Source organism: Pseudomonas sp. UTLPPB19802 (assembly GCF_059730225.1).
The window spans coordinates 250,116-269,603 of record NZ_AP048545.1; the positions used below are offsets into that span (position 1 = coordinate 250,116).

At 62.9% G+C, this 19,488-nt stretch carries 20 protein-coding genes; 5 read left to right on the forward strand and 15 right to left on the reverse strand.

The window, feature by feature from the left end; all coding sequences use genetic code 11:
- Positions 1-16: 16 nt before the first annotated feature.
- The gene (locus AC6I6U_RS01090; RefSeq protein ID WP_497880255.1) at positions 17-457 is read left to right on the forward strand and encodes a hypothetical protein; all 441 of its coding nucleotides are present in this window, start codon (positions 17-19) and stop codon (positions 455-457) included.
- 39 nt (positions 458-496) lie between these two features.
- Positions 497-943, forward strand: a complete 447-nt coding sequence (locus tag AC6I6U_RS01095; RefSeq protein ID WP_497880256.1) for an excinuclease — start codon at positions 497-499, stop codon at positions 941-943.
- A 51-nt stretch (positions 944-994) separates the two neighbouring features.
- On the opposite strand, the gene AC6I6U_RS01100 is transcribed toward AC6I6U_RS01095, so the two are convergent.
- The gene (locus AC6I6U_RS01100) at positions 995-1,897 is read right to left on the reverse strand and encodes a LysR family transcriptional regulator (protein ID WP_497880257.1); all 903 of its coding nucleotides are present in this window, start codon (positions 1,895-1,897) and stop codon (positions 995-997) included.
- A gap of 118 nt (positions 1,898-2,015) precedes the next feature.
- Between AC6I6U_RS01100 and AC6I6U_RS01105 the strand changes: the two genes are divergently transcribed.
- The 3 genes from AC6I6U_RS01105 to AC6I6U_RS01115 all read left to right on the forward strand — a co-directional run bounded on the left by AC6I6U_RS01105 (position 2,016) and on the right by AC6I6U_RS01115 (position 5,254).
- Positions 2,016-3,293 carry an MFS transporter gene (locus AC6I6U_RS01105; RefSeq protein ID WP_497880258.1) on the forward strand — a complete coding sequence of 426 codons (1,278 nt, stop codon included), beginning with the start codon at positions 2,016-2,018 and terminating at the stop codon, positions 3,291-3,293.
- Positions 3,294-3,371: 78 nt separating this feature from the next.
- The gene (locus AC6I6U_RS01110; protein ID WP_497880259.1) at positions 3,372-4,613 is read left to right on the forward strand and encodes an AAA family ATPase; all 1,242 of its coding nucleotides are present in this window, start codon (positions 3,372-3,374) and stop codon (positions 4,611-4,613) included.
- Positions 4,610-5,254 carry a retron system putative HNH endonuclease gene (locus tag AC6I6U_RS01115; protein WP_497880260.1) on the forward strand — a complete coding sequence of 215 codons (645 nt, stop codon included), beginning with the start codon at positions 4,610-4,612 and terminating at the stop codon, positions 5,252-5,254. Before AC6I6U_RS01110 ends, AC6I6U_RS01115 begins: the two co-directional genes overlap by 4 nt.
- Here the strand turns inward: AC6I6U_RS01115 and gspM are convergent.
- The 14 genes from gspM to AC6I6U_RS01185 form a co-directional block, all read right to left on the reverse strand.
- Entirely contained in the window at positions 5,251-5,718 is a 468-nt protein-coding gene (gene gspM, locus AC6I6U_RS01120) for a type II secretion system protein GspM (RefSeq protein ID WP_497880261.1), read from the reverse strand. The two genes, AC6I6U_RS01115 and gspM, sit on opposite strands and share 4 nt — an antisense overlap.
- The gene (gene gspL, locus AC6I6U_RS01125) at positions 5,715-6,812 is read right to left on the reverse strand and encodes a type II secretion system protein GspL (protein WP_497880262.1); all 1,098 of its coding nucleotides are present in this window, start codon (positions 6,810-6,812) and stop codon (positions 5,715-5,717) included. The genes gspM and gspL overlap by 4 nt, the downstream gene beginning before the upstream one ends.
- Positions 6,809-7,666: a type II secretion system protein GspK gene (locus tag AC6I6U_RS01130; RefSeq protein ID WP_497882960.1), complete on the reverse strand. Its 858-nt coding sequence runs from the start codon at positions 7,664-7,666 to the stop codon at positions 6,809-6,811. Before AC6I6U_RS01130 ends, gspL begins: the two co-directional genes overlap by 4 nt.
- On the reverse strand, positions 7,666-8,211 hold the full coding sequence (gene gspJ / locus AC6I6U_RS01135; protein ID WP_497880263.1) for a type II secretion system minor pseudopilin GspJ: 546 nt from the start codon (positions 8,209-8,211) through the stop codon (positions 7,666-7,668). Before gspJ ends, AC6I6U_RS01130 begins: the two co-directional genes overlap by 1 nt.
- Positions 8,204-8,584, reverse strand: a complete 381-nt coding sequence (gene gspI / locus AC6I6U_RS01140) for a type II secretion system minor pseudopilin GspI (protein ID WP_497880264.1) — start codon at positions 8,582-8,584, stop codon at positions 8,204-8,206. The genes gspJ and gspI overlap by 8 nt, the downstream gene beginning before the upstream one ends.
- Positions 8,574-9,044, reverse strand: a complete 471-nt coding sequence (gspH, locus tag AC6I6U_RS01145) for a type II secretion system minor pseudopilin GspH (RefSeq protein WP_497880265.1) — start codon at positions 9,042-9,044, stop codon at positions 8,574-8,576. Before gspH ends, gspI begins: the two co-directional genes overlap by 11 nt.
- A gap of 3 nt (positions 9,045-9,047) precedes the next feature.
- Positions 9,048-9,488 (reverse strand): type II secretion system major pseudopilin GspG, encoded by a 441-nt coding sequence (gene gspG, locus AC6I6U_RS01150; RefSeq protein WP_497880266.1) that lies wholly within the window; start codon positions 9,486-9,488, stop codon positions 9,048-9,050.
- 3 nt (positions 9,489-9,491) lie between these two features.
- The gene (gene gspF / locus AC6I6U_RS01155; protein ID WP_497880267.1) at positions 9,492-10,703 is read right to left on the reverse strand and encodes a type II secretion system inner membrane protein GspF; all 1,212 of its coding nucleotides are present in this window, start codon (positions 10,701-10,703) and stop codon (positions 9,492-9,494) included.
- A gap of 2 nt (positions 10,704-10,705) precedes the next feature.
- Positions 10,706-12,169 (reverse strand): type II secretion system ATPase GspE, encoded by a 1,464-nt coding sequence (gene gspE / locus AC6I6U_RS01160; RefSeq protein WP_497880268.1) that lies wholly within the window; start codon positions 12,167-12,169, stop codon positions 10,706-10,708.
- Positions 12,166-14,073: a type II secretion system secretin GspD gene (gene gspD / locus AC6I6U_RS01165; RefSeq protein ID WP_497880269.1), complete on the reverse strand. Its 1,908-nt coding sequence runs from the start codon at positions 14,071-14,073 to the stop codon at positions 12,166-12,168. The genes gspE and gspD overlap by 4 nt, the downstream gene beginning before the upstream one ends.
- Complete coding sequence (locus AC6I6U_RS01170; RefSeq protein WP_497880270.1) at positions 14,070-14,588, reverse strand: type II secretion system protein N; 519 nt, start codon at positions 14,586-14,588, stop codon at positions 14,070-14,072. The genes gspD and AC6I6U_RS01170 overlap by 4 nt, the downstream gene beginning before the upstream one ends.
- A gap of 312 nt (positions 14,589-14,900) precedes the next feature.
- Complete coding sequence (gene gbpA / locus AC6I6U_RS01175) at positions 14,901-16,346, reverse strand: N-acetylglucosamine-binding protein GbpA (RefSeq protein WP_497880271.1); 1,446 nt, start codon at positions 16,344-16,346, stop codon at positions 14,901-14,903.
- 531 nt (positions 16,347-16,877) lie between these two features.
- A complete protein-coding gene (gene hemE, locus AC6I6U_RS01180) occupies positions 16,878-17,945 on the reverse strand; it encodes a uroporphyrinogen decarboxylase (RefSeq protein ID WP_497880272.1) in 1,068 nt (355 codons plus the stop codon).
- Positions 17,946-18,053: 108 nt separating this feature from the next.
- Complete coding sequence (locus tag AC6I6U_RS01185) at positions 18,054-19,472, reverse strand: FAD-dependent oxidoreductase (protein WP_497880273.1); 1,419 nt, start codon at positions 19,470-19,472, stop codon at positions 18,054-18,056.
- Positions 19,473-19,488 lie beyond the last annotated feature (16 nt).

Here is a 19,488-nt window from a genome sequence, read left to right on the forward strand (position 1 = left end):
CCACTGGAGAAATGGAATGTCCCTGTTTCGCGTTGTACTGATCGCCCTGGCCCTACTGACGACCGCCGGTTGCACCAGCAAGAAAATCATCACCCCGACCCGCACTGTCACGCCCGAAATCCAGACCAGCCAGGAGCAGATGAAGCAGGCGATCCTCACGACCCTGGTCAAGCGCAAGTGGAGCGTGCAGCGGGTCAACCCGTCACAGGTCCAGGCCGAGATCACCGTGCGGGAGAAATTCCACGTCGAGGTCGATATCAACTACAGCGCCAGCGGCTACAACATCGCCTACCGCGACAGCAGCGGCATGGACTACAAGGATGGCAAGATCCACAAGAACTACATCCGCTGGGTGCGCCTGCTGGACAAGGGCATCCTGCGTGAGCTGCGCGACCACGATGCCGAAAGCACTGCTCGTGCCATCGGTGTTGGCCAGCCGCAGCCAATCAGCCAATAACAACGTTTCTTCCGTGCATCGAAAAACAAGGAGTTGACCATGAAGATGAAAACCTGGGCCGCTGCTGCCACCTTGACCCTGTGCAGCCTGCCAGGCCTGAGCCAGGCTCGCGACACCACGCTGAACCTGCCGTTCGACAAGGTGGTGGCCGAAGCGGTCAGCACCGGCAAGATCGACGGCAACGTCAAGTTCTACCTGGCGGGCAACACGCCAAAGGGCAAGATCACCGTGGTCAGTCCGGGCGCGGTCACCAACAAGAAGACCAACGCCTTCAACAAGAGCGACGAGGAAGCCTGCGCCTGGGCCCTGCAGTCGGCGCTGATCACCCTGGACGAAGCGGCGAAAAAGGTCGGGGCAAACGCGGTGACCAACATCGTCAGCTACTACAAGCGTAACGAAACCAAGAGCCCGACCACCTACGAATGCCATGCCGGCGCATTCATCGGTGGCGTGGCGCTGAAGGGCGATCTGTCGAAGGTGCAGTAACCCTCTCCAGAGGTGAGCCCCTCCACTGTGGCGAGCGGGCTTGCCCGACTTTCAGACTTGTTGTGACACCGCCCGCTGCGTCAGCAAATCGACAAACGCCTTGGCCATCGGTGACTTCTGGTCCTTGCGCTGTACCAGCCACACCGACGAGATTGCGTCCGGATCGAGCAGGCGCCGATAGACCACGCCATCAATGCGGATGCGCTGATAGGACGCCGGCATCACCGAGACCCCAAGCCCCGCCGCCACCAGCCCGATGATAGTCATCGCCTCGCCCGCCTCCTGGGCGAAATGCGGACTGAAGCCCGCTTGCCGCGCCAGGCTCATCAACTGCGCATACAGGCCGCTGCCGTAGCTGCGCGGAAAGAACACGAATGGTTCCAGCGCCAGCTCCGACAGGTGCAACCCCGCCTCGCTGCTGCTGGCCAGCGGGTGCTCGGAGCTTAGCACCGCCACCAACGGCTCACGCATCAGTTCAACGACGTGCAGGGCATCAGGCAACTGCAGCGGACGCATCAGGCCGACCTCGATCGATCCGTCCATCAGCGCATCAGCCACCATCTTGCTGCTCATTTCCTGCAGGTTCAGGTGCACCGCCGGATAGGACTGGCGAAACGAGAAAATCACTTGGGGAATCGTCGAGTTGAACGGCGCCGACGAGGTGAAACCGATCTTCAATTCGCCCAATTCGCCCAACTGGGCCCTTCGAGCCACATCCGCCGCCTTGTCGACCTGCGCCAGCACCAGCCGGGCCTCCTCCAGGAACAACCGACCGGCCTCGCTGAGCTCGACCCGACGATTGGTACGCTCGAACAGACGCGCTCCCAGCTCCTGCTCCAGCGCCTGGATCTGCTGGCTCAACGGCGGCTGGGAAATGCCCAACAGCTCTGCGGCGCGGCCGAAGTGAAGTTCCTCGGCCACGGCGATGAAGTAGCGCAGATGACGCAATTCCATGGACACCTCATTGAGTCGTAAAACATATCAAACATGTCGAACAATATATTGGAAAGAATATTTAGCCAGCTATATGATTTTTCCATTGCCTGACCGAATGCACCTTCCGAGGTCCACCGTGAAAACTGCTGTTGCTCCCCTCGCTCACGAAATTCCCTCCGACGTATCGAACGATACGACCCCTCGCCCCAGCGACACCTACATCGAAAAAGGCACCCCAGCGTTCATGCGCACCGTGCTGGCGCTGTTCTCCGGCGGCTTCGCGACCTTCGCCCTGCTGTACTGCGTACAACCGATGATGCCGATGCTCTCGAAGGAGTACGGGATCAATGCCGCCCAGAGCAGCCTGATCCTGTCGGTGGCCACCGCGATGCTAGCGATTGGACTGCTGATCACCGGACCGATTTCGGACAGCCTCGGGCGCAAGCAGGTGATGGTAGTGGCGCTGTTCAGCGCCGCACTGTTCACCATCCTCGGCGCCTTCATGCCCACCTGGCAGGGCGTGCTGGTCATGCGGGCGCTGGTGGGCCTGTCGCTGAGCGGCCTGGCGGCCGTCGGCATGACCTACCTGAGTGAAGAGATCCATCCCCAGCACATCGGCCTGGCCATGGGCCTTTACATCGGTGGCAACGCCATCGGCGGGATGAGCGGGCGACTGATCATCGGCGTGCTGATCGACTTCGTCAGTTGGCACACCGCCTTGCTGGTCATTGGCGGCCTGGCGCTGATCGCCGCGACGGTGTTCTGGAAGATCCTGCCGGAATCGCGCAACTTCCGCCCCAGCAAACTCAATACCCGCAACCTGATCAACGGCTTCACCATCCATTTCCGTGATGCCGGCCTACCCCTGCTGTTCCTCGAGGCATTCCTGCTGATGGGTGCCTTCGTGACCCTGTTCAACTACATCGGCTATCGCTTGCTGGCCGAGCCCTACAGCCTGAGCCAGGCGTTCGTCGGCCTGCTGTCGATCGTCTACCTGTCGGGCATCTACAGCTCGGCGCAGATCGGCGCCCTGGCCGACAAGCTGGGCCGGCGCAAAGTGCTCTGGTCGATGATCCTGACCATGCTGCTGGGCATCGCCCTGACGTTGGTCACGCCGCTGCCGGTGGTGATCGGTGGGGTGCTGCTGTTCACCTTCGGCTTCTTCGGCGCGCACTCGGTGGCCAGCAGCTGGATCGGCCGCCGCGCCCTGAAAGCCAAGGGCCAGGCTTCGTCGCTGTACCTGTTCTGCTACTACGCCGGCTCCAGCGTCGCCGGTACCCTGGGCGGAGTGGCCTGGCACTACGCGGGCTGGAACGGCATCGGGATGTTCATCGGCAGTCTGCTGCTGGTGGCCTTGCTGGTGGCACTGAAGCTGGCACGCTTGCCGGTGCTGGCGAGCAACGTAAAAGCCTAGCTACAACTGCACTGCTGGCGGTTGCGGTGTACCAAGGTACACTGAGCGCATCCGATCGTTTTGGTAAGGGAAGCCGGCATGCGCCTGGACCATCTGCATATTCAGAATTTTCGTTGCTACGAAGATGCTCATTTTGATTTCCAGCCAGGGTTCAACCTGGTGGTGGGGGTCAATGGGAGTGGGAAGACTTCGTTGCTGAATGCGGTGGCCAGGTGCTTCGCAGGTCTTGGAGAAGAGTTTTCCAGCCTTGGCCAATCAGTCCCTGAGCAAGACATTCGTTTCGTGATCAAGAACGTGAATGGCCGTATCACTTCCGAACATTGCTTCCCAACAAAAATCACCGCCGAGGGTGAAGCTTTCGGGTTGTCCGAATGGCATGTCCAGATCAACGGCTTGAATGACACCAGCTTACCCAGCTCAAGTAACCTAACAGTGCTTGCTGCGAATGATGCTCCTGTACTTGCCTACTATCGTGCAAATCGTCGTTGGAAGGGGGTCGGAGTTACTGCAGAGTTTGCAGCGCAGTACAGAGTTTTCCGTCTGACCGGCTATCTGAACTGGGCGGATGCGGTCGTAGATCTAAAAGATTTCGAGGGTTGGCTAATCGGTAGAACTCTACTGCGCCTGCAATACCTTCTTGACGCAAAAACGGCAGTTAAATCTCTCGATGACGAGCTCTCGATAATAAACGACGCCATTCGAGTAGCACTCCCCCAAGCCGGAAACTTGCGTTATGACCTAAGACTGCAGCAGCTGTTGGTTGATGTTGACGAAGGAAAAACCATCCCTTTCAACGACCTCAGCGACGGTCAGCGCGGCCTGATCGCCCTGATCGCAGACATCGCCCGTCGCATGTGCATCCTCAACCCGCACATGGGTAAGGATGTGCTGAGAAACACCTCGGGTGTGGTCATCATCGACGAGTTGGATATCCATCTTCACCCGGCCTGGCAACGCACCATCGTCCATGCCCTGAAGTCGGCTTTCCCCAAGGTCCAGTTCATCGCCGCCAGCCACTCGCCACAGATCATCGGCAGCCTGCGCCCGGAAGAAATCATCGTGCTAGACAATGGCGACAGCTCCCATCCGAGAGCCTCCTACGGCCTTGATTCCAGCCGTGTGCTCGAAGAAGTGATGGGCGCCCCGCAGCGGGAGCCCAAAGTGGAGAGCCTGTTGAGCGAGCTATTCTCGGCCCTGGAAAGCAACAACTTGGAGGAAGCCAAGGCGCGTCTTTCCAGCCTGAAAGCAGAGGCGCCGGACCTTCCCGAATTCGCCAGGGTTGAAGCCCTGCTCAAGCGCAAGGAGGTGCTGGGCAAATGAAGCAAGTGATCAAGGGAACTGAGCCTGCATCATTCACCGCTTGGAAAGCCGACACAAACCCGGATTGGCAACCCACCTACGATACCCTCCAGAATCCGCAGAAGCGCGACCTGCACAACAGTCTGCTGCAAGAACAACACTATGCCTGTTGCTATTGCGGTCGCGGAATAGACCTGAATGACAGTCACATCGAACACTTCCGCCCACAGGAACGCTTCGAACACCTGGCACTCGACTACGACAACCTGCACGCCTCCTGCCTGCGAGAAACCAAACCAGGCAACCCGCTGCACTGCGGCCATCGCAAGGGCAACTGGTTCGATGAGGCACTTCATGTGTCCCCTCTCGACGAGGACTGCGAACAGCATTTTCGCTATTTGCTCAATGGAGAAATTGAGGTAACCACCCACAACGATTCGGCCGCACGCAAAATGATCGAGGAATTGGCTCTGGATATCGCTTACCTCAACAACCGGCGCGAAGAGCAACTGCTAGGTTTCTTCGATAACGACTTCCTGATCGAAGCGTCCGAAGAAGATCTGCGCAAAACCATTGCTCACTTCCGCTCGGTCGAGGACGCCCGCCAATTCCCGTTCAGCCACGTCATCGCGCGGTACGCCGAACAACTGCTTGCCGTCTAGTCTGCCAGCCACACCACCCGGGCCTGCAACAACGCGTCGCGCTTCTCCAGGCCCAGGCTCTGCAACTGCGCCCCGCCCTGCTCGATCCGCTCCAGCCAGCCGAGCAGGGCCAGGGCTTCGCCCGAAATCGTCAGCCGTAGCGCCTGCCCGTCCTGGTCCAGTTGCTGCAACTCCAAACCGGCTGTCCGGGCGCTTTCCTCCAGGCGGGTCGACAAGGGTTGCACCGCGGCACTGCGCTCAGCCACCGGTCGGGCCTTGCGTACTTCGCTGGCCTGGGCCCAACGCTGCTGGTGCAGGCGTTGAGCCTGCTCCTGACGTTGCTGCACCGGCTGCCAAAGCCCTTTGAACAACAGTACCGCCAGCAGGAACAATCCCAACCCGACCAGCCACTGGCGCTCTCGCCGGGCAAGATTTCGCCAGCGCTCGCTCAACAGTGGTGCAACGACCATCCGGCGCCTGATCATCCGCCCTGCTCCTCCAGGGTCAACGTGGCGCGCACGCGATTGCGCTCCTTGCTCGCCGTGCCGAGCCGCACCGGCAGGTCGTTCTGCCGGCCGCGCTCGCGCAACTGCGCAAGCTCGCTGAAATCACTGGACGTCAGCGCCAGCGTCCAACCAACCCCGGCCTGGTAGTCGATACGCTGGACCTCGACACCGCTGCCACCGATCACCTGCTCGACCAGGCGAACCAGCCGCGCCATCTGCCGGGACTCTGGTCCATCATCGGCAGCGACGGCCTTGAGCTGGGCGGACAAATCGACAATCCGGGTCTGCTCCGGATAGAGCGCCTGGAAATGCCGGACACTCTGCTCGTACAACTGCGCGGCCCGTTCTTCGAGGTATTGGCTGCGAGCCAGACTGAAGCCCCAGGACAGCACGAACACCGCCAGCAACGCAGCCAGCAACGGCCACCCGGGCATCCGCCCGGTGGCTTGGCGAAACGCGCCCTGGAGCAGGTCGGTACCTTGCCCCGCCATCAGCAACCTGCGCACCTGGGGCAATTGCTGTTGGTCGAGCCGGCAAAGCTCATCCGGCAATTGCGCAAGCACACTCTGCAACAGCGCGTCAGGGCCAGCCAAGCGCGCCTCAAGGGCTCCCCCCAACAGCCATCGCCCGCCCCACCAGACGCCATAAGCCAGATCGCGAGGCAGCAGGTCGGCATCGACCCGCACACTGGCAGGCCGTACGCCCAGCTCACGCAGCAGCCCAAGGAGGCGGGCGAAACCAGCCTTGTCGACCACCAGCAACGGATAACGCCGGCTCGGATCGGGATCGCCCGCCACCAGATGCAGGTCATCCAGGTCATCGGCCAATTGTTCCTCCACGGAGTAAGCCAGCGCCTGGATGCTCGGGCGTCTACGCCCCGGCCATGGGTCACTGCGCAACCAACTGCATGCCTCCATCGGCAACATCACGTGCACAGGCTGTCCGGCCAGTTGGCTGGCAGCCTCGGCCAGGGTCATTTCGGCCATCTCTTCATCGCCTTGCCAGCAGGCGACCGGCCAATGCTCGTCCGACGCATCGAGGCCGGCCGGGTAAAGGTAAAGCCACGGGGTCATAGGGGCGACTCACTCTGGGCCGGAGCCAGGAAACGGCGCTGCACTACACGCAGGCGATGGGTTTTCGGGTCGCGCTCAAGGTCGCTGACCAGACGCAGGCGGACAGGTCCGGCAGCCACCTCGGTGGTTACCCGGAACCAGCGGCTGTCGGCGCCCAGCCCATGAGCGGAAACACCACGGCCCTGCAGGCCGGCAGCCAGGGCGAAGGCACCCGCGTCCGGGTACCCCTCGACCGGACGTTGCTCGACCAGCATTCGCGCATCGCTGTCACTGAGGCCATCGAGGGTCGACAACAGCAGCGCACGGGTGGTGTTGATGTTCAGCCGGGCTTCGGCCGGCAACAGGACGACCCAGGGCTGCAGGCGTCGCAGGCTCGACTCGTCCATACCCGGCAGCAGGCGCAACTGGCTCAGGTCGCGGACCTCGGTGCCACGCAACGGCGCAAGGTCGATGGCGGCGATTTCCAGCCGTTCCAGCAGGCGCCTCCAGCGGCCCTGGATGACCTCATCGGCCTTGCCCGGAATCAGCAAGGGCGTCAGGTTGAAACGTGCGGCAAGGTCCTCGATGTCCAGCTGCAACTCGACGCCCGGCAACCTCAACGGCAGCGGCCGCCGTGCCCAATCCTGGGCCAGGTTGGTGGTCTGCCCGTGCGTCGGCCCCGTTCTTTGCAGCAACTGCCCGGCCCAACCTTCCGCAGCGATCGCCCATTGGCGCAATTGCACCTGGTGGATGTGCTGGGCGCTGCCCTGCAAGGTCAGCCGGTGACTGCGCAGCAGACTACCGGTCAGCAGCAGCGCCAGCGCCATGACCAGCAAGACGGTGACCAGCGCCACACCTCGTTGCCGGAAGACCATCATCGACCCTCCGGCAACAGGATGACCCGGCGAATCCCCTCGAAACGCCCGACGGACAGGCTCAGCTCGACCGCCTGCGGCAAACCGGCACCCGCCGACAACACATCGCGCCAGCCAGCGCGCTGATCATAAAAGCGCCAGCGCAACGCGTGCACGTCACCCAGCAGCACCTGCCGCTGGAGAGTTGCCAATTCCGGGCTACGGCTGTAGCGCAACAGGCTGCGCTCCTCCAGGCGATAGCTGACCTCCAGACGCTCGCTGCGCGGTTGGTCCAGTGGATTGCGCCAGTTGCCCCGATGCAGGCTCATCTCACCCTGGCGCAGCAGTAGCGTCGGGCGCTCTGTCGACACGGCCACTTGCATGATGTCCCGCTCGATCACGGCCACCGCCCGTTGCAGGTTGCGCAAGGCCAGCTCATGGCTGCGGACCTGCTCCTGTACCCGCAGCAGGCCGTCGTAGAGCCGCCAGCAGCCCAGGCTCAGCAGACTGAAAAGCGCCAGGGCGATCACCAGCTCCAGCAGGGTGAAACCGTCCTGCCTAGTCATTGCCCGGCCCGCCCTGGGCAACCGGTAGCCAGCCGGTAAGGTGATGCAGCACCTGCGGGTCGTCACCGAGGCGAACCTGCAGTTCCACCTCCAGCAGGCGCCCGTCGGCGGCAGGTGACAGATTCTGGCTCAGGCGCCAGGTGCGTTGGTCGAACTGCCGCTGCAGCTCCTGCCGGCCTGGAGCAGGCGCGGCTTGCAGACGCAACTCGTTCAACTGGTTATCCGCCAGCCAGGCCGCGAACAGCCGTTGCTGCAGGCTGCCGCCCTGGCGCAGGACATGGTCGCTCGCCGACAACACCGCTGCAGCCAGCAGGGCGAATACCGCCAGGGCCACCATGACCTCCAGCAAGGTGAAGCCGCCTTCAGCTTTCATCGATGGCCGGGTCGCCAAGACCGTCTCCCGAAACACTCAGCCAACGCCGCTGCGCGGTTTCGTAATGCAGGGTGAAGGCGCTCATTTCATCGCTGCTCAGCACCAGCAATTGCGGCTGGTTCGGCCGGTTGCCCAGTTTCAGCGGCCGTCCTTCGAGTTCCAGGCGAAAGTACAGGCCATCGGGCAAGCGATAGGAGGCTCCGGCTGCGCGCCAGTCGGGACGCTCGAAGACCACCACCTGGTAGCCCTCCGCATCGATACGCAGGCCGAACTCCTGGCCATCGAGCACCGCCTGTTCGCGCAAGTGCTGCAGCAACTGCACCAGCCCTCTGGCTTCCTGGCGGGCTTGGCGCGCCTGGCTCGGTTGCATGGAGAGACCGATCAGCCCGGCCAGCAAACCGATAATTACCATCGCCACCAGCAGTTCCAGCAGGGTGAAGCCAAGCGAACGTCCGCACATCGGTCAGGGCTCCCAATTGCCGATATCGGCGGCCAGTTCCTCGCCGCCGGACAGGCCATCGGCACCGAAGGAATACAGGTCATAACCCTTGGTCCGGATGCCCGGATGGAGATACTGGTAAGGCGTACCCCAGGGATCGACCGGCAGGCGCTTCAAGTAGCCCTGGGGGTTCCAGTTCTTCGCGGGTGGCGAACCCAGCGGTTGGCTCACCAGGGCTTCGAGCCCCTGCTGCGTCGAGGGATAATGGAAATTGTCGAGGCGGTACATTTCCAGGGCCGTGCCGATGGCCTGGAGGTCGGTGCGTACCGCCGTGACCTTGGCCTGGTCGGTACGCCCCATGAACTGAGGCACCACAAGCGCGCCAAGGACCCCGATGATCACTACCACGACCATGATCTCGATCAGGGTGAAGCCGCTCTGCCGAAAAGTTGCGGATGTGTTCATGGATCAATTCACCGTTTGGTTGAGGCCGAGGATCGGCAACAGAATCGCCATGACGATCAGCAGCACGATGCCGCCCATCGCCACCAGCATGGCCGGCTCGAACAGACTGACGACCAGCGCGATGCGGGCCGCGAGGTTTTTTTCCTGCTGCTCGGCGGCGCGCGCGAGCATGCTGTCCAGCTCCCCCGCACGCTCGCCGCTGGCGATCATGTGCAACATCAGCGGCGGTATGTCGCCGCTCTGCTCCAGGGCCCGGCTCAGGCTGCCGCCCTCACGGACCGCACGCGCCACCTCGAGCATGCGGGCGCGGATCGCCAGGTTGCCGATCACCGTCGCGCAGATCTCCAGGGCATCCACCAGGGGCACGGCACTCTTGCCGAGAATCGCCAGGGTGCTGGCAAACCGTGCCGCCTCGATGGCCCTGAGCACCCCGCCCAGCAGCGGCGTACGCAACAGGCAGACGTGCCAACGCAGGCGCATTGCCGGACGCCGCCAACCCTCGCGCAGCAGCAGGCCCAAACCCGCCAATGTGAATGCCAGCCAGCCGCCGTATTCGCGCAGGCCGTCACTGAGGCCGATCAGCCCGCAGGTCAGCAGCGGCAGTTCCTGGCCGCTGTCGATGAAGATCCTCACCACGTCCGGCACCACGTAGCCCAGCAGGAAACCGACGATCCCCAACGACGCCAGCAACAGGACCAGCGGGTATACCAGCGCCAGCTGGATTTTCTGTCGAGCCTGCTGGCGAGCCTCGGTGTAATGCGCCAGTTGTTCCAGTACCTGGCCCAGGTGGCCGGAACGCTCGCCGGCGGCGATGCTGGCGCAAAACAGCTCGGGAAAGGCTCGCGGAAAACCCGCCAATGCCGAGGACAACGCGTAGCCCTCCAGGACCCGATCGCGGACTGCCGCCAGCAGGCTGGCGGTCCGCCGTCCGTGGTGCTGCGCCACCAGTGCCCGCAGGGCTTCTTCCAGCGGCAACCCGGCCTGGACCAGGGTCGACAGTTGCAGTGTCAGCATCGCCAGTGTCCCCGCGCCCAGCCCGCCGCCAGAACGACGCCAGGCGAACAGACCGGGACGCTCCCCGACCACCTTCAGCGCAGTCGGCAACAACCCACGCTCACGCAACAATTGCCGGGCATGGCGAGCACTTTCGGCCTGCTGCTGACCGCGGCAGCGACGGCCCAGGGCGTCCTCGGCGTGATAGTCGAAGGTCGGCATCTTCAGTCCTCCTGGGTGACACGCAGCAGTTCATCGAGGCTGGTGCGTCCCTCCAGCACCAGCCGCTGCCCGTCCTGAAACAGACTGGGCCACGCACTGCGGGCCTGGCGGGCCAACTCCGGTTCGCCAACCCCGTCATGGATCAGTTGCGCGAGCGCCGGGCTGATGTCGATCAACTCGTAGATACCGGTGCGACCGCGATAGCCCTGCTGGCAGCGCGGACAGCCGACGGCCCGGAACAGATTCGCCGTGGCCTGCGGCGCCAGCCCGAGTCGCTGACGGGCTGCGGCGTCGACGACCAGCGGAGCCTTGCACTCGACGCACAGGGTGCGGACCAGGCGCTGGGCCAGCACGCCGACCAGCGAGGACGCGAGCAGGTAGCCGTCGACGCCCATGTCCAGCAGGCGCGTGACCGCCCCCGCCGCGCTGTTGGTGTGCAAGGTCGAGAGCACCAGGTGTCCGGTGAGCGAGGCCTGCACGGCGATGGCCGCGGTTTCCCGGTCACGGATCTCGCCGACCATCACCACATCCGGGTCCTGGCGCAGGATCGCCCGCAGGCCTCGGGCAAAGGTCATCTCGACCTTGGGATTGACCGGCGTCTGGCCGATACCGGGCAGGTGATACTCGATCGGGTCCTCGACCGTGAGGATGTTGCGTGTGCGGTCGTTGAGATGGTTGAGGGCCGCGTAGAGGCTGGTGGTCTTGCCCGAGCCGGTCGGCCCGGTGACCAGGAGGATGCCATGGGGCTTGCCGAGAATCCGCCAAAAGCGCTCCAGCGTCCCGGCCGGCATGCCCAGCCGCTCCAGCTCCAGGCGCCCGGCCTGCTTGTCGAGCAACCGCAGCACCACTCGCTCGCCATGGGCCGACGGCAGGGTCGAGACCCGCACGTCCACCTCATGCCCGGCCAGCCGCAAGGCCATCCGACCATCCTGGGGCAGGCGTTTCTCGGCGATGTCGAGCCGTGCCATGACCTTGATCCGCGAGACCAGCAGCGTCGCCAGTTCTCGCCGTGGCTGCAGCACTTCACGCAACTGGCCGTCCACCCGCAGGCGCACCGAGACGCTGTGTTCGAAGGTCTCCAGATGCACGTCCGAGGCCTTTTCCCGTACCGCTTCGCTGAGCAGCGCGTTGATCAAGCGAATAATCGGCGCATCGCCCTCCTGCTCCAGCAGGTCGGCGGTGGGCGGCAGGCGGTCGGCCAGGCTCATCAAATCGAGTTCGTCATCCAATCCCTGGGCGACCTGCTCGGCGGCGCTCTGGCCATCGCTGTAGCAGGTCGCCAGGCGAGCGGCGAAGTCGGCCACATCGAGCGGACACAGGGGCCAGTCGCGACCGAGATGACGCCTGGCTTCGGCGAGTGCAGTCAGCGGCGTGTCCGCGCGGACCAGCAGCCTGGCCTCATCGCCCTGCCACTCCAGCAGCACGCCAAAGCGCCGAGCGAAACCGAACGGCAGTTGGCGCTTCACGGAGTGGCCTGCTGCCGGCGCAGATCGACCACGTCGGCATCATCATCGTGACCATCGAGCAGGCGCTGCGGATCGCTTGGCAGCAACAGCGAATTGCCCTGGCGAGCCGACGGCTGGCTGAGCTCGCGTAGCCGGTTGTAGCCTGCCGTGCTGGCCTCGACCAGATCCTCGCGACCGCGCACGATAGTCGGCCGCAGGAACACCATCAGGTTGGTCTTCTCGCGCGTCTCGCTGTTCCAGCGGAACAGCGCCCCCAGGTAGGGAATATTGCGCAGCAGGGGCACGCCGCTTTCCTGGCTGCGGATGTTGTCCTTGATCAGGCCGCCGATGACGATGATTTCGCCGTCATCGACCAGGATGGTGCTCTTGAGCGCGCGCTTGTTGGTGATGAAGTCATCGGTCACCAGGGTGCTGGAGGCCAGTTCGGAGTTTTCCTGCTCGACCCGCAGGCGCAGGGTCGAACCTTCGTTGATGTGCGGACGGATCTTCAGCTTGATGCCGATGTCTTCCCGGCTGACCGTGGTGTAGGGATTGTCGTTGCCGTTGCTGGAGGTCTGGTAGGAACCGCTCTTGAAAGGCACGTTCTGCCCTACCAGGATTTCCGCTTCCTGGTTGTCCAGGGTCAGCAGGCTGGGCGTCGACAGCACGTTGTTGCGCACATTGCGCGCCAGCGCGGACACCAGCAGGCCGAACCGGTCGTTGCCCACGCGCAGTACGGCGCCATCGGGCAACCTGGTCTCGGGCTTGCTGAAGACAGGCAGGGTGATACGGGCATCGGCAAAGGTGATCCCCCCCTGCAGCGCGCCGGACTGGCTGCCCCACTGCACGCCGAGAGCGTCCTGGATATCACCGGAGATCTCGACGATCGCCGCATGGATCAGCACCTGCGAACGCGGCTGGTCGAGCTGGCGCACGATACCTTCCAGGGTGCGCAACTGGCTCGGCTCGGCGATCAGCACCAGGGCGTTCTGGTTCTCATCGGCCTTGACCACCGCCTTGGCCTTGTTGCTGTCGCGGCTGGCAGAGCCCGCGACCTCCTGTGCCGCGCCCTGGCCCATGGCATCGAGTACCTCGGCCAGTTGCTTGGCATCGCTGTAGCGCAGGCGGATCACTCGTGCATTGTCCGCGCCCGCCGGGGCCGGTGTATCCAGTGAGCGCGCCAGTTCTCCGAGGCGCTTGCGCACCGCCTGGGGCCCGATCAGCAACAGGCGGTTGCTGCGCGTGTCGGCGATCACCTGGCTCCCCGACTCGGCGCCCTGCTTGCCCAGGGACTGTTCCAGCACCCGGGCCAGCTCGGCGGCCAGGCCGTGCTTCAGCGGCAGCACGTCATGACCGTTCCGGTAGCCGGCGTCCAGCTCGCGGATGATCCGGGCGATACGCCGGACATTGCCAGCACTGTCCGTGACCACCAGGGCATTGGCCGAGGCCGAAGGCCCGACGTAGCCATTGGCCGATACGAGCGGGCGCACCAGGGAAGCGAGGTCGCCGGCCACGCTGTTGTTCAGCGCCACCACCTGGGTGACGAACTGGCCGATACGGGCACTGCTGTCATCGGCATCGCTGGCGCGGGTACGGGCATCCGTCGCGGGCGTGATGAGGATGCGATCGCCCTCGTCGATCACCGTGAAGTTGTGGGCGTCGAGCACCGAGTAGAACAGCCGCCGCACCCCTTCACGGTCCAGCTCCTGCTCCGAGAGCACCGTGATACGTCCCTGGACGCGAGGATCGAGCACCACCGTGGTGTCGAGTATCGACGACATCTCCCGGACCACATCACGCAGCTCGGCATCGTTCATCGCCAACTGCCAACGCGGCGCCTCGGCCCACGCAACCAGCGGCGACATCGACAACAACAGGCCGCAGGCGAGCGGGCGCCAGGCGATGAGCATCGCGGACAGCTTCATGGATTCACCCTGGCGTCTGGCGCCACTGGCCGCAAATAGGAAGAGGAAGGCACGCTGGCAGGGACTGCACGACCCGACGCCGACAATGACGGTCGGGACGGCGGCTCAAGCGCCAGCAATTCCTCGCGACCGTTGCGCCAGAGCACCACGCGCCCGGCTTCGACCCGACGCAATACACTGCCACCGGGCAAGCTGTCGCCCACCCGATAGACCCGCTGGCCCGCAGCCCCTGCCAGCAATGCCCGGGAGCCGCCCGAACTGGCGACAAAGCTGGCGCGCAACTGCAATAACTCACTGCTGCGTGCCAGGGCATCACGGGGCTGCAGGCCGAGTACCGTGGCTACCGCCCCATGGTTGAGCGGTGCCAGCGCAGGTGCAGCGGTCAGCACGATGGCAACGGGCATCGCCGGCAGGTCCCGACGAAATACCCACTCGCTCCAGGCCAACCAGGCCGTATAGGCCAGTGGCAGTGCGCACGACAGTGCATACAATCCGATCCCCACGGAACGTTTCACCCGTACGGATACCCGAGCCTCGAACGGTCCCATGGTTCATGTACCGAGGAACGTTCGCACAACGGCAAAGGCAATGAATAACGCTTCGGCAAACTCATTGAGTAATCCGAGGCACTTTTCATGGACAAGAAAAACCTTGAACAGCGCAACATACAAACACCAGCCAATTAAAATAAAAGACAGTCCGAAAAATAAAAAACATCGCGCACGGCAACTAAACTTTCCATATAAGAAAGTATTTAACATATCGAAATATCAGCCAGGACCCGAAGCAATGTATCCAGTCATCGCCCCAAGCCCCGTTAGTTGGTATTACCTGATTATCCAGGCATCCTGCCAGTTAGACCCATGCCCCGGCGCATAGTGATGACTGTTGATCTTGCACCAGGCGCCCTCCGGAAACGGCTTGCACTCATAGACATCGTCACCCTGGAGAACCCTGGTCCCCGGCTGGTAGTCGGCAATTCCCTGCGGATAGACATGGTCATATTCCTGGCCGCCCCCCTCACCCGCCAGCTCGATGGACACCAGGTCCTGGCGGGTGGTACGACCGTCGGCGGTCACGCCCACCAGCTTGACCTGATGGGTGCCGGGCGCACTGCGCAGGTCCACGCTCAACCTGGCGGAACCGGCCTCGACCGGTTGCGAGGTGGAACCCACGGCCTTGTTGGCGGCATCGAACACCGTGACTTCGACGTTCATCGGCCGGTTGCCGAGGATCGGCACCGGCAAGGCGAGACGCCCCTTGTCCAACGCGAGGTCATTGCCCATCGTCGAGATACGCAGCTCAGCGGCGGCATCTTCCTGCAGTTCCATTTGCAACTCGTAGCGCTTGACGCCACTTTCGGCCCTGGCGAACACCTTGTTCGCGCCCTTGATCGGGTTGATACGGCCTTCTTCGTCACGAACGCCAGCGCGCACCTGCTCCTGGGTCCGGTTGATCTGCTCGGCCAACTTGAACGACCAGTTCTCCGGCCGACCCTCCTGCGCCGTATCGATGGAGATCTCCACCGTACGCTCGAGCATCTCGCCCTCGGCACCAAAGGCTCGTGCCTTGACCTTGTCACCCACCAGCAGGGCCGTGGCCGACGGGGTGATGCTGCCAACCGTATGCCAGCCGTCCGGCGTGGCGGCTTCGGCGAGGATGTTCACGTCCGCGACGTTGTAGAAGGCCGCCGCGGTATCGCCGACGGTCCAGACCGCGAGGATGACATGTTGACCGGTCTTGTCCGATGGAATCGTGCAGGCATGCTTGGTGCCGGAGACCGGCAACTGGTTCTGCCCATCGACCGCACAGAACGGCGTGTTGTCGAAAGAGGCGCGGGTCAGCGGCTGGTTGGGGTTCCAGCCGGAGCGGGTAATGAAGTACTCATGCTTGGTCGCTGGGTGGGCCGCAGTGTAGTGCCAAGTGAATTCGATATCGCGATCCTTGATTTCGGTCAGGTGCCAGCGCGTTGCGCTCTGGGCATCCATCGCGGAGAAATTGGCCGAACCGCCGCTGGCGATCCTGCCATCGGTGGGCCCCTGCTGGGGGCCGCCACCACTACCCGCGGGAAAGCCCTTGAAGGTTTCGCCCACGCTTTGCGGCTCGTACTGCGCCCCACCACAGTCCTTGCTCAAGCCCAGCTGGCAGGCATAGGCCCGCGACGGTGGGCTACTCAGATAACCATGGGCCGCAGCCTGTCGTGAAGCAACCAGGGCAGTCATCATGGCCAGCGCAGATACGCCCGCGACGATCGAACCCGAACGTTTTTTCATCATAGTTTCCAATCCCGGCATCAATTATTGAAATACTTGCATCCATGTAAATCGAATAATCAAAACATCTCTGACATGGACACACCTCTCCCTGAGAAAGCCCCATCAGTTGATATCCATTTAAATAGCAAGATAAATCCGAGCACCCACTACCAGCACTTCACCAGCAGCGCTTCAGAAGTAAGAATTCGGATTTGCATTTTACGAACATTCAGTTTTTTAGCTGTAGGATAGTTCCGAGCAGAAAGAGGGAATCATCAGCAATAAAAGCTTTGTCCGGGATGTTTTACCTTTGAAGAGGGAGTTCGCAAAAAATCTTGAAGGAAACTTCAGAAATACATCCAGACGGATAGTAAAAACGGAGCGGGGTATTACACAAGGCAATGGATGAGCGCGTCAGACCGGCAGCCTCTGGACGGGACTGACAGCCCATGCAACAACACGTCGGGATTTTCTGATAGGGCGAGGAAAAATCGGCGCCCTCAAGGAAAGATCCACGGCCCCGCCGGGGCCGTGGTCACCTGCCAAACCTCAGCGGTGGTATTGCGCGGAAAACTCGTGCACGGCATTGATGAAGGCCCCCGCATGCTCCGGGTCGACCTCCGGGGTGATGCCATGGCCCAGGTTGAACACATGGCCCGAACCTTCGCCGTAGCTGGCGAGGATCCGCGCCACTTCGGCACGAATGGCCTCGGGCTTGGCGTACAGCACGGTCGGGTCCATATTGCCCTGCAACGCAACCTTGTTGCCGACCCGGCGACGGGCTTCACCCAGGTCACAGGTCCAGTCCAGGCCCAGCGCATCGGCACCGGCCTCGGCAATGCTTTCCAGCCACAGGCCGCCGTTCTTGGTGAACAGGATGACCGGCACCTTGCGCCCTTCGTGCTCGCGGATCAGGCCGCTGACGATTTTGCGCATGTAGGCCAGGGAGAACTCCTGGTAGGCCGCCGCCGACAGCGCGCCGCCCCAGGTGTCGAAGATCTGCACCGCCTGGGCGCCGGCCCGGATCTGCCCGTTTAGGTAGCTGGTGACCGACTGCGCCAGCTTGTCCAGCAACAGGTGAAGGGCCTGCGGATTGTCGTAGAGCATGGCCTTGGTCTTGCGGAAATCTTTCGACGAACCGCCTTCGACCATGTAGGTAGCCAGGGTCCAGGGGCTGCCGGAGAAGCCGATCAACGGCACGCGGCCATTGAGTTCACGGCGGATGGTGCTGACCGCGTCCATCACATAGCCCAGGTCTTTCTGCGGATCGGGGATCGGCAGCGCCTCGATGTCGGCCAGGTTGTTGATGACTTTCTTGAAGCGCGGACCTTCGCCGGTCTCGAAATACAGGCCCTGGCCCATCGCATCGGGGATGGTCAGGATATCGGAGAACAGGATCGCGGCATCCAGGCCCGGGTAGCGATCCAGGGGTTGCAGGGTGACTTCACAGGCGAATGACGGATTCATGCACAGGCTCATGAAATCGCCGGCCTTGGCGCGACTGGCGCGGTACTCCGGCAGGTAGCGACCAGCCTGACGCATCATCCACACGGGAGTGACGTCTACGGGTTGCTTGAGCAGGGCACGCAGGAAACGGTCGTTCTTCAGGGCAGTCATGTCGGCATCCGGAAAAAAAGTGCGGGCATTTTCTCAGAGCGCAACGAAAAAGGCACGGCGAGTGCCGTGCCTTTTGTCTATCGGGTCAATTTGTCGCGGGTCAGAAGGTCAGACGCCCAGGTAGTCCAGGATGCCTTCGGCGGCGTTGCGTCCCTCGAAAATCGCCGTCACCACTAGGTCGGAACCGCGCACCATGTCGCCACCGGCGAAGATCTTCGGGTTGCTGGTCTGGTGCTTGAACTGACCCTTCTCCGGAGCCACGACACGGCCCTGGCTGTCGGTCTGGATACCGAACTGCTCGAACCATGGCGCCGGGCTCGGACGGAAACCGAAGGCGATGACCACGGCGTCGGCCGGGATGATCTCTTCGGAGCCCGGGATCGGCTCGGGGCTGCGACGGCCACGGGCATCCGGCTCGCCGAGACGGGTCTCGACCACCTTCACGCCTTCGACCTTTTCTTCACCGACGATCGCGATCGGCTGGCGGTTGTAGAGGAACTTCACGCCCTCTTCCTTGGCGTTCTTCACCTCTTTGCGCGAACCGGGCATGTTCGCCTCGTCACGACGATAGGCACAGGTCACGGCCTTTGCGCCCTGGCGAATCGAGGTGCGGTTGCAGTCCATTGCGGTGTCGCCACCGCCAAGTACCACGACCTTCTTGCCCTTCATGTCGACGAAATCTTCCGGCGACTTTTCGAAGCCCAGGTTGCGGTTGACGTTGGCGATCAGGAAATCCAGGGCGTCATGCACGCCCGGCAGGTCCTCGCCGGCAAAGCCGCCCTTCATGTAGGTGTAGGTGCCCATGCCCATGAAGACCGCATCGTATTCGGCGAGCAGCTCTTCCATGGTCACGTCCTTGCCCACCTCGGTGTTGAGGCGGAACTCGATGCCCATGCCGCTGAAGACTTCGCGACGATTGCTCAGCACGGTCTTTTCCAGCTTGAACTCGGGGATACCGAAGGTCAGCAGGCCGCCGATTTCCGGGTTCTTGTCGAACACCACCGGGGTCACTCCGCCGCGCACCAGCACGTCGGCACAGCCCAGGCCCGCCGGGCCTGCGCCGATGATCGCGACGCGCTTGCCGGTCGGCTTGACCTTGGACATGTCCGGACGCCAGCCCATGGCGAAGGCGGTGTCGGTGATGTACTTCTCCACCGAACCGATGGTCACCGCGCCGAAACCGTCGTTGAGGGTGCACGCCCCCTCGCACAGACGGTCCTGCGGGCAGACCCGGCCGCAGACTTCCGGCAGGGTGTTGGTCTGGTGGGACAGCTCCGCCGCGGCGAGGATATTGCCTTCGGCCACCAGCTTCAGCCAATTCGGGATGAAGTTGTGGACCGGGCATTTCCATTCGCAGTACGGGTTACCGCAACCCAGGCAGCGGTGGGCCTGGTCGGCCGACTGCTGGGGTTTGAAGGGTTCGTAGATTTCCACGAACTCTTTCTTGCGTTGACGCAACAGTTTCTTCTTCGGATCCTTGCGCCCGACATCGATGAACTGGAAGTCGTTACTCAGACGTTCAGCCATTACAAAAACCTCATCA